General features: G+C 58.4%; 18 protein-coding genes and 1 tRNA gene. 17 read left to right on the forward strand and 2 right to left on the reverse strand.

The genetic code is table 11. The features are described 5' to 3' along the window. Positions 1 to 32: 32 nt before the first annotated feature. From RQ935_RS00785 to RQ935_RS00815, 7 genes are all read left to right on the forward strand, one after another. Entirely contained in the window at positions 33 to 2,993 is a 2,961-nt protein-coding gene (locus tag RQ935_RS00785; RefSeq protein ID WP_311496777.1) for a DEAD/DEAH box helicase, read from the forward strand. An 88-nt stretch (positions 2,994 to 3,081) separates the two neighbouring features. Further along, the gene (locus RQ935_RS00790) at positions 3,082 to 3,444 is read left to right on the forward strand and encodes a hypothetical protein (protein ID WP_282921536.1); all 363 of its coding nucleotides are present in this window, start codon (positions 3,082 to 3,084) and stop codon (positions 3,442 to 3,444) included. 130 nt (positions 3,445 to 3,574) lie between these two features. Then, positions 3,575 to 3,659: transfer RNA gene (locus RQ935_RS00795), tRNA-Leu, on the forward strand. Between the two features lie 49 nt (positions 3,660 to 3,708). Further along, positions 3,709 to 4,392: a GNAT family protein gene (locus RQ935_RS00800; RefSeq protein WP_311496778.1), complete on the forward strand. Its 684-nt coding sequence runs from the start codon at positions 3,709 to 3,711 to the stop codon at positions 4,390 to 4,392. A gap of 16 nt (positions 4,393 to 4,408) precedes the next feature. Beyond that, positions 4,409 to 4,897 carry a nucleoside triphosphate pyrophosphohydrolase family protein gene (locus RQ935_RS00805; protein WP_311496779.1) on the forward strand — a complete coding sequence of 163 codons (489 nt, stop codon included), beginning with the start codon at positions 4,409 to 4,411 and terminating at the stop codon, positions 4,895 to 4,897. A 126-nt stretch (positions 4,898 to 5,023) separates the two neighbouring features. Further along, complete coding sequence (locus tag RQ935_RS00810) at positions 5,024 to 6,118, forward strand: FAD-dependent oxidoreductase (RefSeq protein ID WP_311496780.1); 1,095 nt, start codon at positions 5,024 to 5,026, stop codon at positions 6,116 to 6,118. A 157-nt stretch (positions 6,119 to 6,275) separates the two neighbouring features. Further along, the gene (locus tag RQ935_RS00815) at positions 6,276 to 6,644 is read left to right on the forward strand and encodes a DNA primase (RefSeq protein ID WP_311496781.1); all 369 of its coding nucleotides are present in this window, start codon (positions 6,276 to 6,278) and stop codon (positions 6,642 to 6,644) included. 59 nt (positions 6,645 to 6,703) lie between these two features. Here the strand turns inward: RQ935_RS00815 and RQ935_RS00820 are convergent, their stop codons facing one another. Further along, positions 6,704 to 7,711: an aldo/keto reductase gene (locus RQ935_RS00820; protein WP_311496782.1), complete on the reverse strand. Its 1,008-nt coding sequence runs from the start codon at positions 7,709 to 7,711 to the stop codon at positions 6,704 to 6,706. Positions 7,712 to 7,747: 36 nt separating this feature from the next. After that, positions 7,748 to 8,605, reverse strand: coding sequence for a PD-(D/E)XK nuclease family protein (locus tag RQ935_RS00825; RefSeq protein WP_311496783.1), 858 nt, complete (start codon positions 8,603 to 8,605; stop codon positions 7,748 to 7,750). 90 nt (positions 8,606 to 8,695) lie between these two features. On the opposite strand from RQ935_RS00825, the gene RQ935_RS00830 reads away from it, so the two are divergent. The 10 genes from RQ935_RS00830 (at position 8,696) to lgt (ending at position 19,512) form a co-directional block, all read left to right on the forward strand. Then, the gene (locus RQ935_RS00830) at positions 8,696 to 9,751 is read left to right on the forward strand and encodes a tRNA (adenine-N1)-methyltransferase (RefSeq protein WP_311496784.1); all 1,056 of its coding nucleotides are present in this window, start codon (positions 8,696 to 8,698) and stop codon (positions 9,749 to 9,751) included. Further along, the gene (arc, locus tag RQ935_RS00835; RefSeq protein ID WP_311496785.1) at positions 9,744 to 11,327 is read left to right on the forward strand and encodes a proteasome ATPase; all 1,584 of its coding nucleotides are present in this window, start codon (positions 9,744 to 9,746) and stop codon (positions 11,325 to 11,327) included. Before RQ935_RS00830 ends, arc begins: the two co-directional genes overlap by 8 nt. A 12-nt stretch (positions 11,328 to 11,339) precedes the next feature. Beyond that, positions 11,340 to 12,923: a proteasome accessory factor PafA2 family protein gene (locus RQ935_RS00840; RefSeq protein WP_311496786.1), complete on the forward strand. Its 1,584-nt coding sequence runs from the start codon at positions 11,340 to 11,342 to the stop codon at positions 12,921 to 12,923. Between the two features lie 45 nt (positions 12,924 to 12,968). Next, entirely contained in the window at positions 12,969 to 13,166 is a 198-nt protein-coding gene (locus tag RQ935_RS00845) for a ubiquitin-like protein Pup (protein WP_311496787.1), read from the forward strand. A 3-nt stretch (positions 13,167 to 13,169) separates the two neighbouring features. Beyond that, positions 13,170 to 14,573, forward strand: coding sequence for a proteasome accessory factor PafA2 family protein (locus tag RQ935_RS00850; RefSeq protein WP_311496788.1), 1,404 nt, complete (start codon positions 13,170 to 13,172; stop codon positions 14,571 to 14,573). Next, a complete protein-coding gene (locus RQ935_RS00855; RefSeq protein WP_311496789.1) occupies positions 14,570 to 16,231 on the forward strand; it encodes a hypothetical protein in 1,662 nt (553 codons plus the stop codon). Before RQ935_RS00850 ends, RQ935_RS00855 begins: the two co-directional genes overlap by 4 nt. 9 nt (positions 16,232 to 16,240) lie before the next feature. Further along, positions 16,241 to 17,032 (forward strand): imidazole glycerol phosphate synthase subunit HisF, encoded by a 792-nt coding sequence (hisF, locus tag RQ935_RS00860; protein WP_311496790.1) that lies wholly within the window; start codon positions 16,241 to 16,243, stop codon positions 17,030 to 17,032. A gap of 127 nt (positions 17,033 to 17,159) precedes the next feature. Next, the gene (gene hisI / locus RQ935_RS00865; RefSeq protein WP_311496791.1) at positions 17,160 to 17,582 is read left to right on the forward strand and encodes a phosphoribosyl-AMP cyclohydrolase; all 423 of its coding nucleotides are present in this window, start codon (positions 17,160 to 17,162) and stop codon (positions 17,580 to 17,582) included. Further along, complete coding sequence (locus tag RQ935_RS00870) at positions 17,582 to 18,430, forward strand: indole-3-glycerol-phosphate synthase (RefSeq protein ID WP_311496792.1); 849 nt, start codon at positions 17,582 to 17,584, stop codon at positions 18,428 to 18,430. Before hisI ends, RQ935_RS00870 begins: the two co-directional genes overlap by 1 nt. Continuing rightward, a complete protein-coding gene (lgt, locus tag RQ935_RS00875) occupies positions 18,430 to 19,512 on the forward strand; it encodes a prolipoprotein diacylglyceryl transferase (RefSeq protein WP_311496793.1) in 1,083 nt (360 codons plus the stop codon). The genes RQ935_RS00870 and lgt overlap by 1 nt, the downstream gene beginning before the upstream one ends. Positions 19,513 to 19,638 lie beyond the last annotated feature (126 nt).

Here is a 19,638-nt window from a genome sequence, read left to right on the forward strand (position 1 = left end):
AATCCGGCGCTGAAATCTGTAAAATAGACAGAATGGCTTACGAAATGGATTGGCGCGCGGGGCTCGGCAGCTTGCTCAACGCTGGCGAGGTTGATGCTACGAACCAGCCTCTGGCAATCCAGATAGAGGGAGAAACCTTGGTTCCCCTGCGTATCAACCCGTCCGGAGACTGGTCAGAAAAGCGTGCCACTTGGCGTGATCTGACCTCGCGCTGGGCCTCGGTCACCAAGGGACTGAACGCGACGCAACTCGCCGCGATGCGCCATCTTTTTGAACACAGTGCCCGAGCCCAGCTCGTAAAGTTGAGCAACCTGGACGCTACCGGGCTGGACCTCCTGGAAAAGTGCATCACCAGCGGAGTTAGCGTGTTTTCTGACACTACTCGCACCACCGTGTTGCGTCCCGCGGCTCCCGACCCTCAAACTGTCTTGGTCATTACCCAGCACGAGGGTGGCTCGGTGACGGTGGCGGCCGGCGCCGAAACTGCTAGTGCTGGCGAGCCCTCAGAAGCGCCCGAGAACACAGAGGCCGTCTGCCAGCCTCTCGGGCCGCGACTGGACGCCTTGCACGGGCGTTTCGTGGCGTGCGCCGGCTTAAAAGCTGGTGTGAACGAGGAGCTGAACGCGTTGGCTGCGGCTCAGGCTCGATGGGAGATCCCGGCTGCGCAAGCCAACGAATTTTGGGCCAACTACGCCAAACGTCTGGGGAAGCTGGGAGTACTGTCCCGCGACTCGATGCATCTGACCCACGAACACGTTTTTGGTCCTCCCCGATTGTGCGGATTGCTGCGACTGAACGAAATGAACCCCAAACTGGTTGAAATCCGCTGGACCGTGCGCCGCCGCTCGGCTGCCGCAGCGGTAGAAGTGGCTTTGGACCCCGACACCCCCGATTTGGAAATTCAGGAAACTATGCGGGGCGTCGGCTCCCTGGGGGGCTGGAATGAATCCGAAATTCAGACGTTCTTTACGAAAAAATTTCCCATTTTTGAGTTGGACCGGATTCGCGAGTTTATCAACACCATCAACGTTTCCGAACGCGCTGAAGTCAACATTTCCCCCGAACTGCAACACATTCAGATTTTCTCTGACGGTCCCGTGCTCGACTTGCGGATTGACCAGGCACTTTCCTCTGCTCAAGGGACACCCCGGCCAGACGACGCCCCGGACTTTGACGCGGATTTAGGCGAACCTCCCGAGGGCGAGCCGCGTGGCTGGGGGCTGCGTTACGGGCTGAACCTGGGGTTGCGCCTGGGGCAGGAGGATTTGGACACGAAAGAGTTTCTGGCGGCTCTGGGGCGGGTGGAGCGCTGGTGGCAAACTCCCGGAGGCAACTGGGTGGATTTGTATGCGGCAAAAAATCAGCAGCTGAAACGCCTGATTCGCGAGTTCACCGATTTGGGGCTCAACGATTTTTCCGGCAGCGCTGATTTTACGGTCGGGATTTCTAATTTCGGGCTAATTTCGGCATTGGATGCGATGGCCGCAACGCGCCAGTTTTCCGGCGATTGGGAACACGCCGTCAATCTGCTGGTGAATCCGCCCGAAGTATCGACTCCCGCGTTGGCACAAGGCACTTGGCGTGGGTATCAAGAGGATGGTTTCCGTTGGATGACGGCTCGGGCCGAGGCCGGTTTGGGCGGCATCTTGGCTGACGACATGGGCTTGGGCAAGACTATGCAGATGCTGGCGGTCATTGTTGGGCAAAAGCTGCAGTTGGCGGGTAGTCCCGCGGACGCCGCAGCGGTGTTCGTGGTGGTCCCGGCCAGTTTGATGGGGACGTGGGAGGAACAAGCCTCGCGATGGTTCCCGGACTTGCGGGTATATACCCAAAGGACGAGCGTGGGCAAAGCCGCCGCGGACTGGAATCAGGTCGCCCGCGAGGTTCAGCAAGCCGACCTGGTGCTGACCACCTATACGCTGGCGCGAATGGACATAGATTTCTGGCAAACTCAGAGTTTCTCGGGTCTAGTTTTCGATGAAGCCCAGTTTGTGAAAAACCCTTCCACCGCCACCCATAAAGCCTTGGTGCGTCTGCGCGCGAAGTGGGCTTTTGCCCTGACAGGCACACCTATCGAGAATACCGCCACCGACTTGTGGTCAATTATGTCCCTGACAGTTCCTACGGTGCTGCCCAGCTTGCCGGTATTTACGCGCCGTTTTGCCGCCGAGACACTCAGCGATCGCAGCGAGGCGGCTGCCGAGCTTTCGGATCGGGTGGCACCGTTCCTGCTGCGTCGCACCAAAGACAGTGTTGCCCAGGAACTGCCCGAAAAGATCGAACAGATAGTCTCTATCGACCTGGAGCCGGTGCAGCGAACCTGGTACGCCAAGTATTTGACGGCGGCCCGAGCCCAGGCGGCGGACGCTAACTCTCCTCGCATCAACATACTTACGGCGCTGACCCGCCTGCGGCAACTCGCTTTGAGCGCTCGGCTCATCGACCATCACGCGCACGAGGACGGTGCGAAAGTCACGTATCTGCTGCAAACGTTGGAGGGCCTGCGCGACGATAGCAGCGTGACGGCACGGCAGCGCCACAAGGCGCTGGTGTTTTCTCAGTTCACTTCTTTCCTGGCGATACTGCGGGAAAAACTGGACGAGGCGGGAATTGATTACGCCTACCTGGACGGCACCAGTCGCGACCGCGACCGGCAAGTGGCACGATTCCAAAACGGGGAAGTCGACGTGTTCCTGATTTCTTTGAAGGCCGGTGGGTTTGGTTTGAACCTCACTGAGGCGGATTACGTGTTTCTCACCGACCCGTGGTGGAATCCGGCGGCGGAGGCCCAAGCAGTCGACCGGGCGCACCGGCTGGGTCAAAAACGGTTCGTGAATGTCTATCGGCTGGTCGCCGCCGACACTATCGAACAGCGCGTTTTGGAGCTGCAAGAAAAGAAACGCGATCTCATCGGGGCGGTGCTCTCCGGTCAAGAAAACCGGGATATGTCCGCGGGAATCACCCTGGAACAGTTGCGCAGCCTTCTGGGCTAGGGCTTTCGGCAGGATAGCCGAGGGGTGGCACGCGGTAATTTTTTCCCAAATTCCGGCGCTGTCTGAAAGGGCATGAAACAATGAAGCTATGAATGATGACATTGTTGAAGGGCGTAATTATTTCCAACGTTCCGCCGTCCGGGCGAAGTCCTTGGTACGCGGCGACCCACTGGTGGGTTCGGGTCTGATTGTCATTGGGGTGTACTCGGGTAACGCTGAAGTCGCTGAGGTGATGCGCGGCTCGGCAAAGACGGTTCGTTTCATGCGTCCTGATGGCACGCTTTCCGCTGAAGCGGCGACTGATCCAGCTCAGATTGGCATCAAGTTAGCCAGTGGTTACGTGTTGGTGAAAGCCAGCGCAACCGGCAAAGATGATGTGGATGAGAATGCCTTTTTCCTGACCCCGACCGCTTCAATGGTCGAGATTTGGCAGTTCGCTGAAGCCGATTGAGTTCAATTCGCTCCGCGAGCCGGCAATCCCGGGGTTTTGCGCCAAAGTTTCGTACCGGTGTTTTTGCGTTGCGGACTTCGTTTTGAGAATGTTGCCTAAACCCGCTAAATTTGATTTGCCTTTAGCACCAGCGAGGGTGGCGGAATGGTAGACGCGCAAGCTTGAGGTGCTTGTGACCAATTGCGGTCGTGAGGGTTCAAGTCCCTTTCCTCGCACAAGACCCGGAAATCCGGGTCTTTGTCGTATTTTCGTTCGGGAGGTTGTATGTCTGAAACACCTTTCGTTCGAGGAATCGCCAAATCTGTTTCTACCAGTGCCGCAATGGGGGAAATCGGCGCCCATCGGCCCTTTCCGGTGCATGGCACCAACCTGACCTTGGACGTGCCGCGGGCTGCGGACGCCCCCGAAGTTGCGGCCGCTTGCCAGGATCCTGAAATCCAGCGTTTTACGACGGTCCCGGTGCCTTTCGGCCCGGAACACGCGGATAACTTTTTAAACGAACTTTGCCCCCAGTTGTGGGACGAGGGGGGAGCCAGCTGGATCATCCGCACTTATGAATTCCAAACTCCCCACGTGGCGGGCACGATTTCTTTGCGGGTCGGGTTGGAAAAGACCGCCAATGTCGGGTACTGGATGGCGCCAGAGTGGCGGGGCCGCGGGTTGATGCGCGAGGTGCTGCAACTGGCGGTCACCACTGCGTTTAACCTGTTGGGTTTCCAATGCGTGACTTTGCAGGCTCATCCGGATAATCTGGCGTCTATCCGAGTTGCCTGGCGTTGCGGATTCCGTTTTGGCGGCATCTTGCGCGGTATTGGAATGCATCAGGACCAGCGGGAAGACAGGGCCATGGCGACGCTGCTGCCGGGGGACCCGCTGGAACCGGCGACCTCGTGGACCGCCCTTATGAAACTATTGCAGCAAAGTCACCGGGGAAACGCCTCGGACTAGGGAAAGAAGTACAAAAATGAGTGAACCAACACTGCCAGCCCCCGACCCGCGCGACCCCGAAGCCCTCGTGCGGCAATTTCATCAAGTTTATGGTCTGCCGGTGGTGACTACCGGACCAAATATTGAAAATGAGCGAATGCATATGCGCTTGTCGCTGATTTTAGAAGAAACTTCCGAGCTAGTGCGCGCCCTGTATGGTCAGAAAGCCTATGCGGCCCTGCGCGGGGTCATGGACGGAATCAGCGAGCTGGACGAGGGCGCTCGCGATACTGTCGAGGTCGCCGATGCTTTGGCGGATTTGACCTATGTGGTTTACGGCATGGCTTTGGAAGCCGGCATCAACCTGCCGGCAGTATTGCAGGAAGTTCAGGCATCCAATATGTCAAAGCTGGGACCGGACGGGAAACCGATTTATCGCGAAGACGGCAAAGTTCTGAAAGGTGAGGGATTCTTTCCCCCGAATATCGCCCGAGCCTTGCAGGTTCCGCTGGCCGCGGAACTATAAACACGCCTACGTCTGGCGGGCAGAAATATCTGACGCGAAACCGGTGCACTGGCGGGCTATTAGGTTAGGATTAAGACGTTTTGTTTGAAAATTATCTATCCTAGGGCAGCCGAAGCGGGAGGTAGTGTGGTTCGAGTTACTGTAGTCGGCGGCGGATACGGGGGAATCACCGTGGCCGGCGGTTTGGACGATGTCGCCGAAGTGACTTTGGTGGAACAAAAAGACCAGTTCGTGCATCACGCGGCGGCTTTGCGCGCCGCGGTTGATGATATTTGGACCCACACCATTTTCATGCCCTATTCGCGCCTGTTAAAGCACGGCCGGGTCGTGCACGGGGAAGCGACCCGCGTCGAGGGAACCACCGTTCACCTGGCAAATCACGACCCTATTGAAGCGGACTACCTGGTTCTAGCCACCGGCACGACCTACCCTTATCCGGCGAAACACAATATCCCGACGGCCTCGTTGGCGAAACGCCGTCTGGAGGAAACCCGGAATAATTTGTCGCAAGCGAAGCGGGTTATGTTGGTCGGTGCGGGTACTGTCGCTATCGAATTCGCCGGGGAGCTGTTCACGAACTTCCCCGATATGGAAATTATTATGGTGGACCGTTCCCCGCATATTTTGGGGTCCAACGAATATGCCGAAGACCTGCGTAGCGTTTTGACCGCGGAGCTGCAGCAGGCCGGAGTGCAGTTGGTTTTGGGTGCTCCTTTGGCTTACCTGCCCCCGACCGATATTGGTGAGTTGGCTCCTTTCCACGTCGAGACCCAGGCCGGAGTGGGAATCGATGCGGATATGTGGTTCCTGTGCTACGGTGCGCAAACGGCTTCTGGCTATCTGCGGGCGAACTACGGTGATTCCCTGAACAGTGAGGGACAGGTCGCCGTGGATGAGTACCTGCGGGTCAAGGGCCAGAATCACGTTTACGCAGTTGGCGACATTACCGATGTTCACGAGTCTAAACGGGCTGACGCCGCTCGGGCGCACGCGCGGGTAGTCGTGGCAAATATTAAAGCGGAAATCGCTGGTCAAGCCCCTTCCACCACCTATACTCCCGGCAAGATGTGGATTGTTTTGCCCTTGGGTGTCGAGGGGGGAGCGTCCCAGTTGAACGGTCCCAACGGAGAATCTCAAATCGTGGGTCCCGATGAAACTTCGGAAATCAAAGGCACCGACCTGATGGTGACCATGGTCAGAGGTCAGCTGCACCTGCCATAGTTTGTTTTGGTTCCCCCAACCGAGTCGGGTGCTGCTGGCGGGGTTATACAAGGGCGGTTCAGAAGTGTTGTCGGTTAGCTCACATTGATGGGGTGAGCTTGCTGGTTTCGTAAAAATTCCCCTGCAAGCTTGGGCCATGCCGATTAGAATTGAGCTTATGAAAGATCCTCGTACGGAGTTAGATAATTTGATTGCCGCGTTGCAGCGGCATCTGGAAGTGGCGTCTGCGGCGGACAGTGATTTGGACGATTCGCCGGTTCTGAGCGACGCCGAAGAAAAACTTCGCGACGCTTTCTTTACCTATGACGACGCGCTGTTTACCGCCACCGGGGTTGAGTTGCCTTTCGACATCTTAGACGAGGACGACGATGACTACGATGATGATGACAACGACGACGATGATTTCGTAGATGACCTCGATGATGAAGATGATCTCATCGATGACTTCGACGGTGATGACGACGATGATAACGATTATCTCGATGAAGGCGATTTAGAAAACTTTGACCTGCACGGCGAGGACTGATTTCGTCTGTCTCGGTGTCGCCTCTGAGAGGTCACGCTGGGCTGCGGGGTGCAAAAGCACTAGGCCGCCGGGAGGCGCGGGTCGGAAACCTCATCCAGAGCCGTCATGACTTGACGCGGCACTTTTGTGCCTAGCGCCCCCAAGATTTGGTGGAACTGTTCGGCACTGCGCGCCCCCACGATAGCGCTGGACACACCGGGCTTTTGCAGGGCCCAGGCAAGCGAAACCGCCAGTGGGGAAACTTCCAGGCCCTGGGCCGCGGTCGCCACCGATTCCACAATGCTGCGGCAACGTCCTTGCAGGTAGGGCTGCACAAAACCCTGCAGATGAAGGGAGGCGGCGCGGGAATCCGGCGGCACCGAGGTGCGATATTTACCGGTCAGAACCCCGCGTCCCAGCGCCGACCACCCCAAAAATCCGAATCCGAGCGACTGGGCGGCGGGCAAGACTTCGGCTTCTGCCTGGCGATTCAACAACGAGTATTCATTTTCCACCGCCGCTAAACCCGGCACGTTGACGGTGCCTTCACGCAGGCGTGCCGCCGCGTAAGCACACTGCCAACCCGCATGATTAGACAACCCTACGAACCGTGCTTTTCCACTCGACCACGCCGACCACAACGCGCCCAGCACCAGGTCAAAGTCCGTGTGCGGATCGGGGACCTGAATCAGCCACAAGTCCACGTAATCAGTGCCGAGGTTCGCCAAGGTGCGATCCAAGCTGCTTAACAGGTTGAGGCGCGAGGCATCCACGAAAGATTCATCGTGACACCGCGAAACCCCCGCTTTTGAGACGATAACCAAATCCTCGCGGGTCACAGCGGGACAGGCCGCGCCGGCGGCATCCGTTGCCGTTGAACTGGAGCGCTTCAACAGACGCCCCAGCACCTGTTCAGCCTGGCCGTCTCCGTAGGTCGGGGACGTATCGACCAAGTTCCCCCCGGCCTCGACAAAAGCCTCCAGTTGAGCAGCCGCTTCGGATTCTAAAGTATCCCGACCCCAAGTCAGGGTTCCCAGTCCCAAAGCTGAAACCCGCATACCGGTATTTCCCAGACGACGCATTTCCATGGTTTCCAGCCTAACCGAGGAAGTGCCCGGAACTACCTAGCCCGCGGCGGCAGGACCGATTTCTGAAATTTTTTCCAGCATCGCCGGGTCAACGTTGGGTGGCGTGCCGCCAAAAGCGGGACACAGGTTTTGAAAGTAGCACCAGTCGCAGAGTCGGGATTGCCGGGTTTCAAAACGTTGCGCCTGCAGGTGAGCGGCTATGTCAAGCCACAAGTCGTTGAGTTCAGTTTCGAATTCGCTCACGTCGGTGTCGGTGGGGTCAAAGGTTAAGACCTGGGGGCTGCCTCCCAAAAACAGCAGCTGGGTACGTTTGGGAGTGACCTGATACTGTTCCCGATACAGCAGGGCATACATCCGCATCTGAAAGACATATTCCCCGGTAAAGCGCATATCGGGAGCCTTGCCGGTCTTGTAATCAATGATGCGCACGTCCCCGTTGTCCGCGCGCTCCACCCGGTCAATGAAACCGCGCAGCCTTAAACCGCTGGATAATACCGTTTCCACCCCCAGCTCCCGACCGCTGGGGTGCAGCCGACGCGGATCTTCGAGGGAAAAATAGGCATCAATAAGCTGTCGGGCCGCAGCTTTCAATTCCTCCTCGGATGTCTGGGCCAGTATTTCGGACAGTTTGTAGGCTCCGTCCGTGACTTTTTCCCAAGCACTGTCCACGGTTTCACGTACCGTGGGGGCTTGGCGGTCGGCGGGCGGCAAATCGAACATGTCCTCCAGTACCTTATGCACCAAACTACCGCGCAGGGCGGCGGGACTTTGTGGCTCAGGAAGTTTATCGACATATTTGAAACGCCACTTCAGGGGGCATTGTTGAAACTGTTTCGCCGAAGATGCCGAGAGCGCCGGGGGACGAGAGGCCTGGGCAGGAACTGACTCACTCATGCTTTCAGGCTAATCGCCTGGACGCCAAAAATCCTCCCGTTTACGAACCGATTGTGACGTGGTGAAAAACCATAGGTTAAGATAAGGTCTATGGCTCAATCTCAAGAAAAACCATGCGTCCCCGGCGGTCCAGCGAGTCGCCGCGGCCCTTTTCGCAGTGGAGAGTGGGTCCAGCTGACCGATGAAAAAGGCCGGGTGCATACGACCCTGCTGCGTGAAGACGGCTATTTCCAGTGCCATCAAGGAGCCCTGCATCACCGGACAATCATCGGGAAACCGGAGGGCACAATTGTTCCTGCGGAACGCGGCGAACACCGGTTCACCGCCCTGCGTCCCCTGCTGGTTGATTATCATCTGTCCATGCCGCGCGGGGCGCAAATCCTCTATCCGAAAGACGCCGCGCAAATCGTGATGGAAGGCGATATTTTCCCCGGCGCGAATGTGGTGGAAGCCGGGGCGGGCAGCGGCGCGATGACCATGAGCCTATTGGGAGCCGTGGGGTCATCAGGGCACGTCACCAGTTTTGAGGTGCGCCCAGATTTTGCCGAAGTAGCGCGTTGCAACGTGGAAATGTGGTTCAGCGGGGATGTGAGCAACTGGGAGTTGCGCCTAGCCGATCTCAGTGAGGGACTGCGCGAGGGCGTGGCGGATCAGACGGTGGACCGCGTGGTGTTGGATATGTTGAAACCGTGGGAACACCTGGAGCAGGTTCATCGGGTGCTGGTGCCCGGGGGAGTGCTGACCTGCTATCTCACTACCATTACGCAGCTGGCGCGGATGGTGCAAGACTTACGAAACTTCGGCGGATTCACGTCCTTACGCTCTTGGGAGTCCTTGGTTCGGCCCTGGCACGTTGACGGTTTGGCGGTACGACCCGATCACCGCATGATTGCCCACACCGGATTCATATTTACGGCACGTCGTCTGGCTGATGGGGAAACTTCCATTCGTCACGGCGAAGAGGCGGTTGGGCAGTTCGATCCCCGCGACGCCCTGTGGGAAAACGAGGACCTTGACTACGAAGCTTCGCGGCCGATTTCGGACCAAAAATTGCGTCGCGTTATCAGGGACGCCACGGAAAAAGCTGCGTACCAGCGGGAACAGACGGCTCGCCGCACCGTGCTTGAGGAGGAAAACGATGAATGATTCCGACACGAATATCGAAGAGCTGAAACGCGAGGTCATCTCCGTAGGCGAACACAATGCTCGCCTGAAAACCGCTCTGCGTGAATCAAAAACGCAACTCGAGTCCCTGCGTTCCCAACTGCGACAAATCGGCCAACCGCCCTTGTCACGAGCAATTTTTGAAGGCTTTTCCACCGACACTGTCCCCGGTACGGACGCGAGCCAGCCCTCCCGGCTGGCCGAAGTGGCTTGGGATGGCAAACACGTCCGCTTGGCGGTGCAGGAGTTTGCGGGGGTGGATCAGCTGCAGCCGGGGGATGCCGTGTGGATAGACGCCACCCCGGTGGTGGTGGGTAGTGCGACCAGACCCCCGTCCGGCAGCGTGGCGGTTATTCGCGACCTAAAGATGGACCGGGCGGTCGTGCGGCTGTCCAGCGGAACTGAAGTTGTGGTGCGGCTGCGCGCCGGATTCGCCAAAACCCTGAAAGTCGGCGACACCCTGCTGATGGATCCGCGGTCCGGTTGGGGCTTGGAATTGCTGGAAAGCGCCGGCGTGGAACAGGCTCTGCAACCCGAAGTGCCGGGGGTCACCTATGACGATATTGGGGGACTGGACACGGAAATCGCCCATATCCGCGCTGCCGTGGAAATGCCCTACACCCATCGCGACCTGTTCGCCTCTTACGGCCTGAGCGCACCGAAAGGTGTCTTGCTGTACGGGCCTCCCGGCTGCGGAAAAACTATGCTGGCCAAGGCCGTGGCCACGTCTTTGGCGGTGCAATACGATCAGCCCAGTGTGTTCCTCTCCGTGAAAGGTCCCGAACTGCTCAGCAAGTTCGTGGGTGAAACCGAACGGCAGATTCGCGCCATTTTTGACCGCGCCCGGGAGTTGGCGGCGGGTACTCACCCAGTGGTGGTGTTCTTTGACGAGATGGAAGCCCTGTTCCGCACCCGCGGTTCCGGCATTTCCTCAGATGTGGAAAATATGCTGGTGCCGCAGTTATTAACCGAGATGGATGGCTTGGACGAACTGCGCGATGTCATTGTCATCGGCGCGTCTAACCGTGAGGACATGATTGATCCGGCGCTGCTGCGTCCCGGTCGTTTTGACGTCAAAATTCGCGTGGGGCGTCCCGATGTGTCGGCGGCGCGCAGCATTTTGGCACACCATCTCAGTCCGGCGACCCCTTTCGATGAGGCGCAGATGAACGCGGCCGGGGGAGCGACAATTTTTGCCGTAAATCTGGTGGAAGCCGCGGTCAATCGCCTGTTTGTCCAGGAACCAGCTACGTATCTGTGTACCCTGCGCTACGTTGAGGTAGGGGGCAAAGAGCAAGAGCGCAAAGTGTTCTTTAACGACATGATTTCTGGGGCGCTACTGGTGTCCATCGCGAACCAAGCCAAAAATCTGGCCATCGGCCGCGAATTGAACGGTGAGGGTCGCGGGGTTCGTCTGGAGGACCTCAACGCCGCGCTTTCCGACACCATCGCTCAAACCGCGGCGCTCACGGCGCTGCTGCCCCCGGAGGCTCTGGCGCGGGATTTGGGAATCAACTGTGTCGCCAGTGGGGTAGTCCGCGACCCGTCATATTCATAGTCAGGGGTCGGGATGATGACAAATCAGCGTGTGGTAGGAATCGAGACCGAGTACGGCGTAGCGCTTGACCCGGATACGGAAGTTGGCGCAATTCCCAATCTTCGGCACACTCCCGAGGGCTTGTCAGTAGTCACGGCGCAGGCCGTGCGTTCTTGGCAGGCCAGTTTGCGTCCTGACGGACGAGCCATTGGCTGGGACTGGGAGGGGGAAGACCCCTTGAACGACCTGCGCGGTACTCGGTTGGATCGTGCCAGCGCCGACCCGACCATGCTGACCGATGATCCCCACCGTTTTGCCCCGGCGTCCTCTGAGGCACACAGCGCCGAGGACGACACGTTTTCGGTGCAGGAGCTGGTGGGCCAATCCTCTCCCATGCTCACAAATGTGGTGATGACGAATGGGGGACGGTTCTACGTGGACCACGCACATCCGGAATACTCCACCCCCGAAGTTTTGACCGCTCGCGATGCGGTGGTGTGGGACGTAGCTGGGGAGCACGTAGCCAGACGTGCCATGAAGGTCGCCGCCAGCTACGGTTCGCCGATTGCGCTGTACAAGAACAATACCGATTCCAAAGGACTGGCCTACGGTTCGCATGAGAACTATCTGTTGGCGCGCGAGGTGCCGTTTGCGCTGCTGCGCGACTGCCTGGTGCCGTTTTTGGTGACGCGCCCGGTTATCTGCGGTGCTGGCCGGGTCGGCATCGGAAAAAACAGCGAAACTTGCGGTTTTCAAATGTCGCAGCGTGCGGATTTTGTGGGGGATTTGGTTGGTTTGCAAACCACTTTCAACCGTCCCATCGTCAATACTCGTGATGAATCTCACGCCGGTTCAAAGTGGCGCCGCCTGCACGTCATCAACGGTGACGCCAACCGGTTCCCTGGCTCTATCCTGGCTAAAGTTGCTTCGAGCCGGGCGTGGCTGGCGGCTTTGGAAGCGGCGTGGAAGACCGCTCACAGCGCTCCACCGATAGAGGGCTTGTTCCTGGATTGTGATCCGGTGGAGGCCGGGTGGCAGGTCTCCCACGACATTGACTTTGTTACGACACTGCGGTGTGCCGATGGGAGAGAGCGCAGCGCTTTGGAGTGGCAGTGGGCCGCGGCGAACACGGTAGCTGATTTCTTGCATTCCCAAGACCGGGACGTTTTGCTGGCGGACGCGCTTACTGACGCTTTGACCTGGGTAGATACTGTGCGCATGCTGCGCGAAGATCCTGTAGCGGCGGCGCGGCGCGTCGAATGGGTAGCGAAACGCACGATTTTCCAAGCCTTGAGCGAGCGGATTCCCGGCGGCTGGTCCAGCGCCAAACTGGCGGCATTGGACATTCAATGGGCAGATTTGCGTCCCGGCTTGTCCCCGGTCGATAAGTTGCGAGCCAAAGGTCACGTTGAGGACGTCGCGCCCGCCACCGAAATCATTATGGCGGCCACCCAGCCTCCTACCGGCACCCGCGCGAAAGTGCGCGGGAACGCAGTGACCCACCGAAAAGACCTGGTAGCGGCCAGTTGGACATCTTTGGTGGTCCGTGCCGGGTGGGATCGACTACAGCGAATTGAGTTGCGCGATCCATTCTCAAATGAGTCGTTAACTTCGTGATTGCGTAAATAACGCATACCCTAGGGTTTTAGACGAAGTGGCACAATGGAGACTGTTATGAAACAAGACCAGACAAACTATCCGGCTTTGCCCGAAGGATCTGAACCGGGCGCTATACCGGCCGGACAAGGGCAAATTCAAGAACCGGCCGGACTGGACGACCTGCTCGACGAAATCGAGGACCTGGTTGCCGAAGACGCCGGGACTTTCGTGCAAGGGTTCGTGCAAAAGGGCGGGGAGTGAATCTTGGCGCGAAATCCTCACCTGGACCAATTGCCGCGCCGCATTTTCGGTATCGAAACGGAATACGGCATTCTCGCCGCGGCCGTTTCGGGCGGCGCCCCGGTGACGGACGCGGACGCGGCCGGACGAGTGTTATTTCATGACGTGTTAGCACGCAGCCAAAGCACTTCGGCGTTTCTCCCCAACGGAGCGCGGCTCTATCTCGATGTCGGGTCACACCCCGAATACGCTACCGCGGAATGCTTGAGCTTGGACGATGTGCTGAACCAGGATCGGGCCGGGGCGGAAATCCTGGCGGAAATGGCAGGTGGTGCCAGCGAGCGCCTGAGCGCCCAAACTGGTACAAAAACCCAGGTACACCTGTTTAAGAACAACTTGGACGCGGCGGGTCACTCGTGTGGCTGCCACGAAAACTATCTGCTCTACCGGGACGGGAAGTTTCGTGCCCTAGTGGATTCCCTCGTCTCATTCCTGGTGACGCGCCAAGTCATTACCGGAGCCGGTGCCTTGCTGCGGATTCAGGGCGAAACCCGTTTTTGCTTCTCACAGCGCGCTTTCCAGATAGATGACGCCGTGTCTGGGGCCACCACCTCCACCCGACCTTTGGTGAATACTCGTGACGAACCCCACGCGGACGCGAAACGGTATCGCCGTCTGCACGTCATTGTCGGTGATTCCAACGTTTTGGAGCCTCCGACACGTTTCAAAATCGCGACGATGAACTTGTTGCTGGCTGCTTTGGAGGCCGGGGTGGATTTCTCCGACCTATCTCTGGTTTCGCCTATTGCCGCGTTACGCGACATTACTGACGATGTCACAAGTTTCGGGGGGCAAGTCCGGGTGGAACTGACGGACGGTCGGCGCTACAGCGCCCTGGAGGTGCAAGAGGTTTTTTGCGACCGCCTGTTAGAAGTGTTTTCCGGAGCCGAGCTGGGTGCGGACTACCGCGAGGTTTTAGTCCAGTGGGGGCAATGGCTGGAGGCTCTGCGGAATCAGGATTTACAGGTTTTGACTGGCCAGCTGGATTGGGCGACAAAACTGTCTTTGCTCCATAGCCTGCGCGAGCGCCATGATTTGGCGTTATCTGACCCGAAGGTAGCCCGTATAGATTTGGCTTACCACGACATCACCCCCGGAGGGCTTCGCTTGGATGAACGCGGCCTAGCAACGCGGCTGACCTGTCCGGATGCGGTCGAGGCTGCGAAAACTGTGCCTCCGCAAAATACTCGCGCCAAAGTGCGTGGCGCGTTGATTGCCGCGGCGCAGGAGCATCGGGCGGATTTGCAAGCGGACTGGACTCATTTACGTCTGCCGGAATCGGGATTGGGAACCGTGACACTCAGCGACCCCTTCGCGATTACCAGCGCGGAAGTCGATATGCTTATGAAAAGTATGGAGGCAGCTTGAGCGAAGAAACACCCCGGCGCTCCTCGCACCGGGCCGCGGGTCCGGTTGATGGAGGAACTTACGTCAGGCGTGAGGTCGACCCGAACCTTTCGCCGCGTCGGCGTGCCAAAATGCTGGCGCAAGCTGTCGAGAAACAGTCCGCGCCGGCCGCTCCGCCGATTACGGAGGGCGCCAAAGACTTGCTGTCCTCTTGGCTGATAGCCAACGGGTTCGAGGATTTGGAGTCTTTCCAGGAAATGACCCGGAAAGCTGAATCGCAACTTCGCCCATCTCCACCATCGAGCACCACCCCCTCTCTGCCCAGTTCTGCGGAACTACCCAAGAACGCTTCTGATGCCGCAACGAATCTTGCGGCGCCCTCGTCACTACCGGTAAAGCCAGCCGTCTTGCCGTCCCGAGCCACTCGTTCGGGGACACGCCTCACTACGAAAACTCCCGCCCCGGCTCCTCGCCAACTAAATCTTCCCTCGCGTCCAGCGCCTGGAGTGCCTGATGTTGCATCGCCTCACACGTTCCCGGCGGCGCCAGCAGCCTCGTCTATAGATACCGCTGACGCCCCAGCTCAGGTGTCTGCGCCACCACAAGCGCCGGCACCAGACTCGGCATTGAATCTTCCTCCCGAGATGGTGCCCACGGTCAGCTTGCGCCGTGAAGACGTACAAAACGTTGCTGTAACGGAACCAAAAAAGCCGAAAACTCACAGTCCCCGCCGGGCGGCAAAACTCCGTCTAGCCGCATCTTTACCCCGAAGGCCGAAACCGCTGGCAAAAACGAAAGTTGTGCCCGTTGCCCTGACCTTGGGGATTTTGCTGGCACTGAGCGTGGCTTTGGTGCTGTTGATTATGTGGTATCGCAGTGCCGTGGCGGTCAGTGACCCCGCGAAATCAAAAATTGAAGTCTTGGGAGCGCTTGGTGCCCAACCTGTGCTGACCCTGTCCGAGCCCATCCCCCTCGAGAAAAGTTCCACCGAACGCCTGATCAAAGGCGACGGACAAAAGATTCAGGACGGCTCCATCGTCGCACTGCGAGTCACAGTTTTTTCAGGAATGACCGGAAAACTGCAGTCCACTTCTGGCGATGAATCCGTGCTGGTAGGCCCGCTTTCGGCCAAGGTTTTCGGTACGGAACTGTATAACGCGGTGCGGGGTGCCACCGAAGGCTCGCGCTATCTATTGAAACAGCCTGTCGAGCAGCAGGGTACTTCCACCATGGAAATCGGGGTTATAGATATCATTCCCACCACCCTGAACGCCCAGATGGAGGCATTGCCCCCCGATGCTGGGCTGACCGTGAGTGAAGATCAGGGACAGGTTCGCCTCGCTATTGTCTCGGATTTTAGCGGTGATTTTCGTTCCTACCCCTTGATTACCGGCTCCGGCGCGACGGTTGCTCCCGGTCAGACCGTACTGGTGAAATATCAGGAGTTTTCCTACTCGAATCCGCCCGCGGTGCTGAAAGACCACTGGTCCGAACCGGTGAAGCTAAAACTGGACGATAAAGTGCAGCAGGGAGTGGCGCGCGGCATTGTGGACCGCAAGATTGGTTCACGGATGTTGCTGGAAGTGCCGCCCGCCGAAGGCTCCGGCAATCAGGCAACTATCCTGGTGGTAGACATTTTGGCGGCTTGGGATAATCCTAAAATGACGAAAGAATCTTGAGGTAACAAAATGCCGAATCGTTATGCCGACGACACTCTGACGGTGCGCGTGATTCCCTGTTTGGACGTGAACGCGGGTCGGGTAGTCAAAGGGGTCAACTTTGAAAACTTACGCGATGCGGGGGATCCGGTCGAGTTGGCGGCGCGGTACTGCGTGGCCGGGGCAGACGAAATCACGTTCCTGGATGTGTCCGCCTCCGTGGAAGGCCGGGCGACGATGGCCGAAGTCGTGCAGCAGTGCGCTCGTGAGATTTTTGTGCCCCTGACCGTCGGCGGGGGCGTGCGCAGCGTTGCGGATGTGGAACGATTACTGAAATCCGGTGCCGATAAGGTCAGTATCAATACCGCCGCGATTGCCCGCCCGGAACTTATTTCTGAGATTGCGTCCCGCTTTGGGGTGCAAGTGTTGGTACTGTCGGCCGATGCTCGGCGGGTTCAAGGCGAGGTACGCACCCCCTCGGGCTATGAAGTCACCACGCATGGCGGCAAACAATCGACGGGGATTGACCTGTTGGAATGGATTGGTCAGGCCTGCGAACACGGAGCCGGGGAAGTGCTGTTGAACTCGATGGATGCTGACGGCACCAAGGCTGGCTTCGATATTGAGATGCTGCAGGCGGTGCGTCCGGTCTGTCCAGTTCCCCTCATTGCTTCGGGCGGGGCGGGGACTGTCGAACATTTCGTGGCGGCCGCACAAGCCGGGGCGGATGCGGTTTTGGGCGCTTCCGTCTTTCACTTCGGTGAGATTACAGTAGCTGAAGTTAAGGCAGCCCTAGAGACGGCCGGCTTCCCAGTTCGCTAGCTTTTCGCGTCATCTCGATAAATCTCGGTTTACCCATTTGACGCCCCAGTCAGTCGCCGCAGTTCCAGAGGATAATTTTGCTCTGAGCGATTTGGGTAAATATCACGTCAGCTGGCATTATAATTCCGTGACCGAATTACCCAATGATGTGTCCCGGCGTCTAAAACGTGATGCCCGGGGGCTGTTTGCCGCGGTCATCCAAGATTTTGACACGAAACGTGTGCTGATGGTCGGTTACATGAACGATGAGGCTTTAGCTCGCACTCTGCACGAAGGGCGAGTGACCTTTTGGTCACGCAGCCGTGAGGAGTACTGGCGTAAAGGCGATACTTCCGGCCATTTTCAATTCCTGCGCCGCATCGAGATTGACTGCGATGGAGACGCGCTGCTGCTGCAGGTCAAGCAGGTAGGCGCGGCTTGCCACACCGGCACCAAGTCTTGCTTCGATGCTGGAGGGGTCATCGAGCCGGCACGGGTGGACGCCGATATGGCGACCCCGGCTCCCTTGTGCGTTCCCGCCGAACAGCAGACAGAGACGGCGGGACGCTGATGCTGACGTATGAGGAGTTTTACCGTCAAGCTACAGCCGAGGTCGCCCTGCGTGAGGCCACGGTACCTTTGGAACTTGTGAAAGAACAGGCCCGCCACGCTCTCAGCCCGAAAGACGGCCTGGCGGTGCTGCACTCCCGTCCCGGTTTTGTGGCCATCATGGGGGAAATCAAACGGCAAACTCCGACTGCCGGTTTTCTCAATCCCATCGAAGACCCGGTGGAGTTAGCCAGGGAATACGTCGAAGGCGGCGCCGTGGCGGTCTCCGTGGTGACCGATTACCCGAACTACTTGGGCTCTAGTGAAGACTTCGTGCAGGTCCGCCGCGCGCTAGACGTGCCGCTGCTGCGTAAAGAGTACGTAGTCACCCCCTACCAGATTCACGAGTCTCGGGCGATGGGCGCGGATATGGTGCTGCTGATGGTGGCCTTGCTGGAGCCGATGGTGCTGGAGGCGTTGGTGGAACGGACTCATTCGCTGGGGATGTGTGCCCTGGTGGAATGCCATTCTCGTCTGGAGGCGCGCCAAGCTATTTCTGCTGGGGCGCGTCTCATTGGCATCAACGCTCGGGACCGGGAAACAGGTGCGGTGGACCTGTCCATGTGCGAGCAAACTATTGACGTCATTCCTCCCGACATCACCGTGGTGGCTGAATCGGGGGTCCACGGCCCGCAGGAGGTTTTTGACTATGCCCGGGTCGGAGCTGACGCTATCTTGGTCGGTGAGGCGCTGGTCCGTTCCCCGGACCCCGTGGGCCTGTTGCGCAAGATGACTTCCGCGGCGCAGCATCCCGCTTTGCGTCCCGACCGGGCCTCTCGGTATCGTCACAAGACCGAAGGCACCGATTGATGTCCGCCCTGACTTTTGCCGCCGTGCTTTCGGTGCCGTTTTCCTCCAACAGCCTTTTTTCTGCCGTTCGCACCAGTATTCCTTCCCCTCCTTCACCAATCCTGCTCAGCCTGGGGCCGCTCACGATTCGCTGGTACGCTTTTTGGATTATCTTGGGCATGGCACTGGCGATTTTCTGGACCTCCAAGCGTTACCAAGCCCGTGGAGGAAACCCTCAACTCGTGGGTGACATCGGGATTTGGATTTGCTTGCTGGGCATTGTCGGGGCGCGTGCCATGGCAGTGTTTTCCTATCCCGGCGACTACTTTGGTCCGGGTATCCCGTGGTGGAAACCTTTTGCCATCTGGCAAGGGGGTTTGGCCATCTACGGTGGCCTCATCGGCGGATTCCTCGCCGCCGTGGGCTTCCTGCGTTTCAAGAAACAGCCCCTGGGAGTGTTCTTCGATGCCCTGGCCCCCACGGTCCTGGCCGCCCAAGCCTTAGGACGCCTGGGCAACTACTTTAACCAAGAAGTCTATGGCAAAGCCACGACCCTGCCCTGGGGGCTAGAGATTAGCCCCCAGATGGCTCCGGCAAACACGGCACCGGGCACCCTGTTCCACCCGACTTTTCTCTATGAAATCATCTGGAACCTTGTGGCCATGAGCCTCTTGCTGCTGTATGAAACAATTCGCAAACGTTCCCGTGATTCCGAGTTCGCCCAACAAGTCAACGTTTGCCGAGCGACCGGCCAGTCTTGGGGACACCTGTGTTCTTGGGAAATCGGCGGCCTGTACCTGTTCCTGTACAGTTTGGGACGGTTTTTCCTGGAGTTCGTGCGTATCGACTACCAGTACACGGTGGCCGGGGGAGTCCGCTGGTTCCAAGTCGTCGCCGGAATCATCGCTGTTGTAGGGTTAGTCGTGTTTGCGGCGGCTCGCTACCGGAAACTGCCTGCCGTTCTGACCGAGGTCCCCCAGCCAGCTCCGGATTCCCCGGAAACGCAACCCGCAGCACCCAACCAGGAAAAATCCCCTTGTGACCCCGAGTCCGAACCCGAGGCAAAAACGACCGCCGATACTGTAAAAAACCCCAAAAAATAAACTTGTACCTGACTCTTACCCCGTTTAAACAGCGATTTTACGGATGTTACGGTATAATGGTTGTATTGAAGCAGTAATTCCTAGGGGGTTTTACTGCGGGGGGTTACCGGCGCAACCTATGCGTCA

Source organism: uncultured Mobiluncus sp. (assembly GCF_963511525.1).
Classification (GTDB): domain Bacteria; phylum Actinomycetota; class Actinomycetes; order Actinomycetales; family Actinomycetaceae; genus Mobiluncus.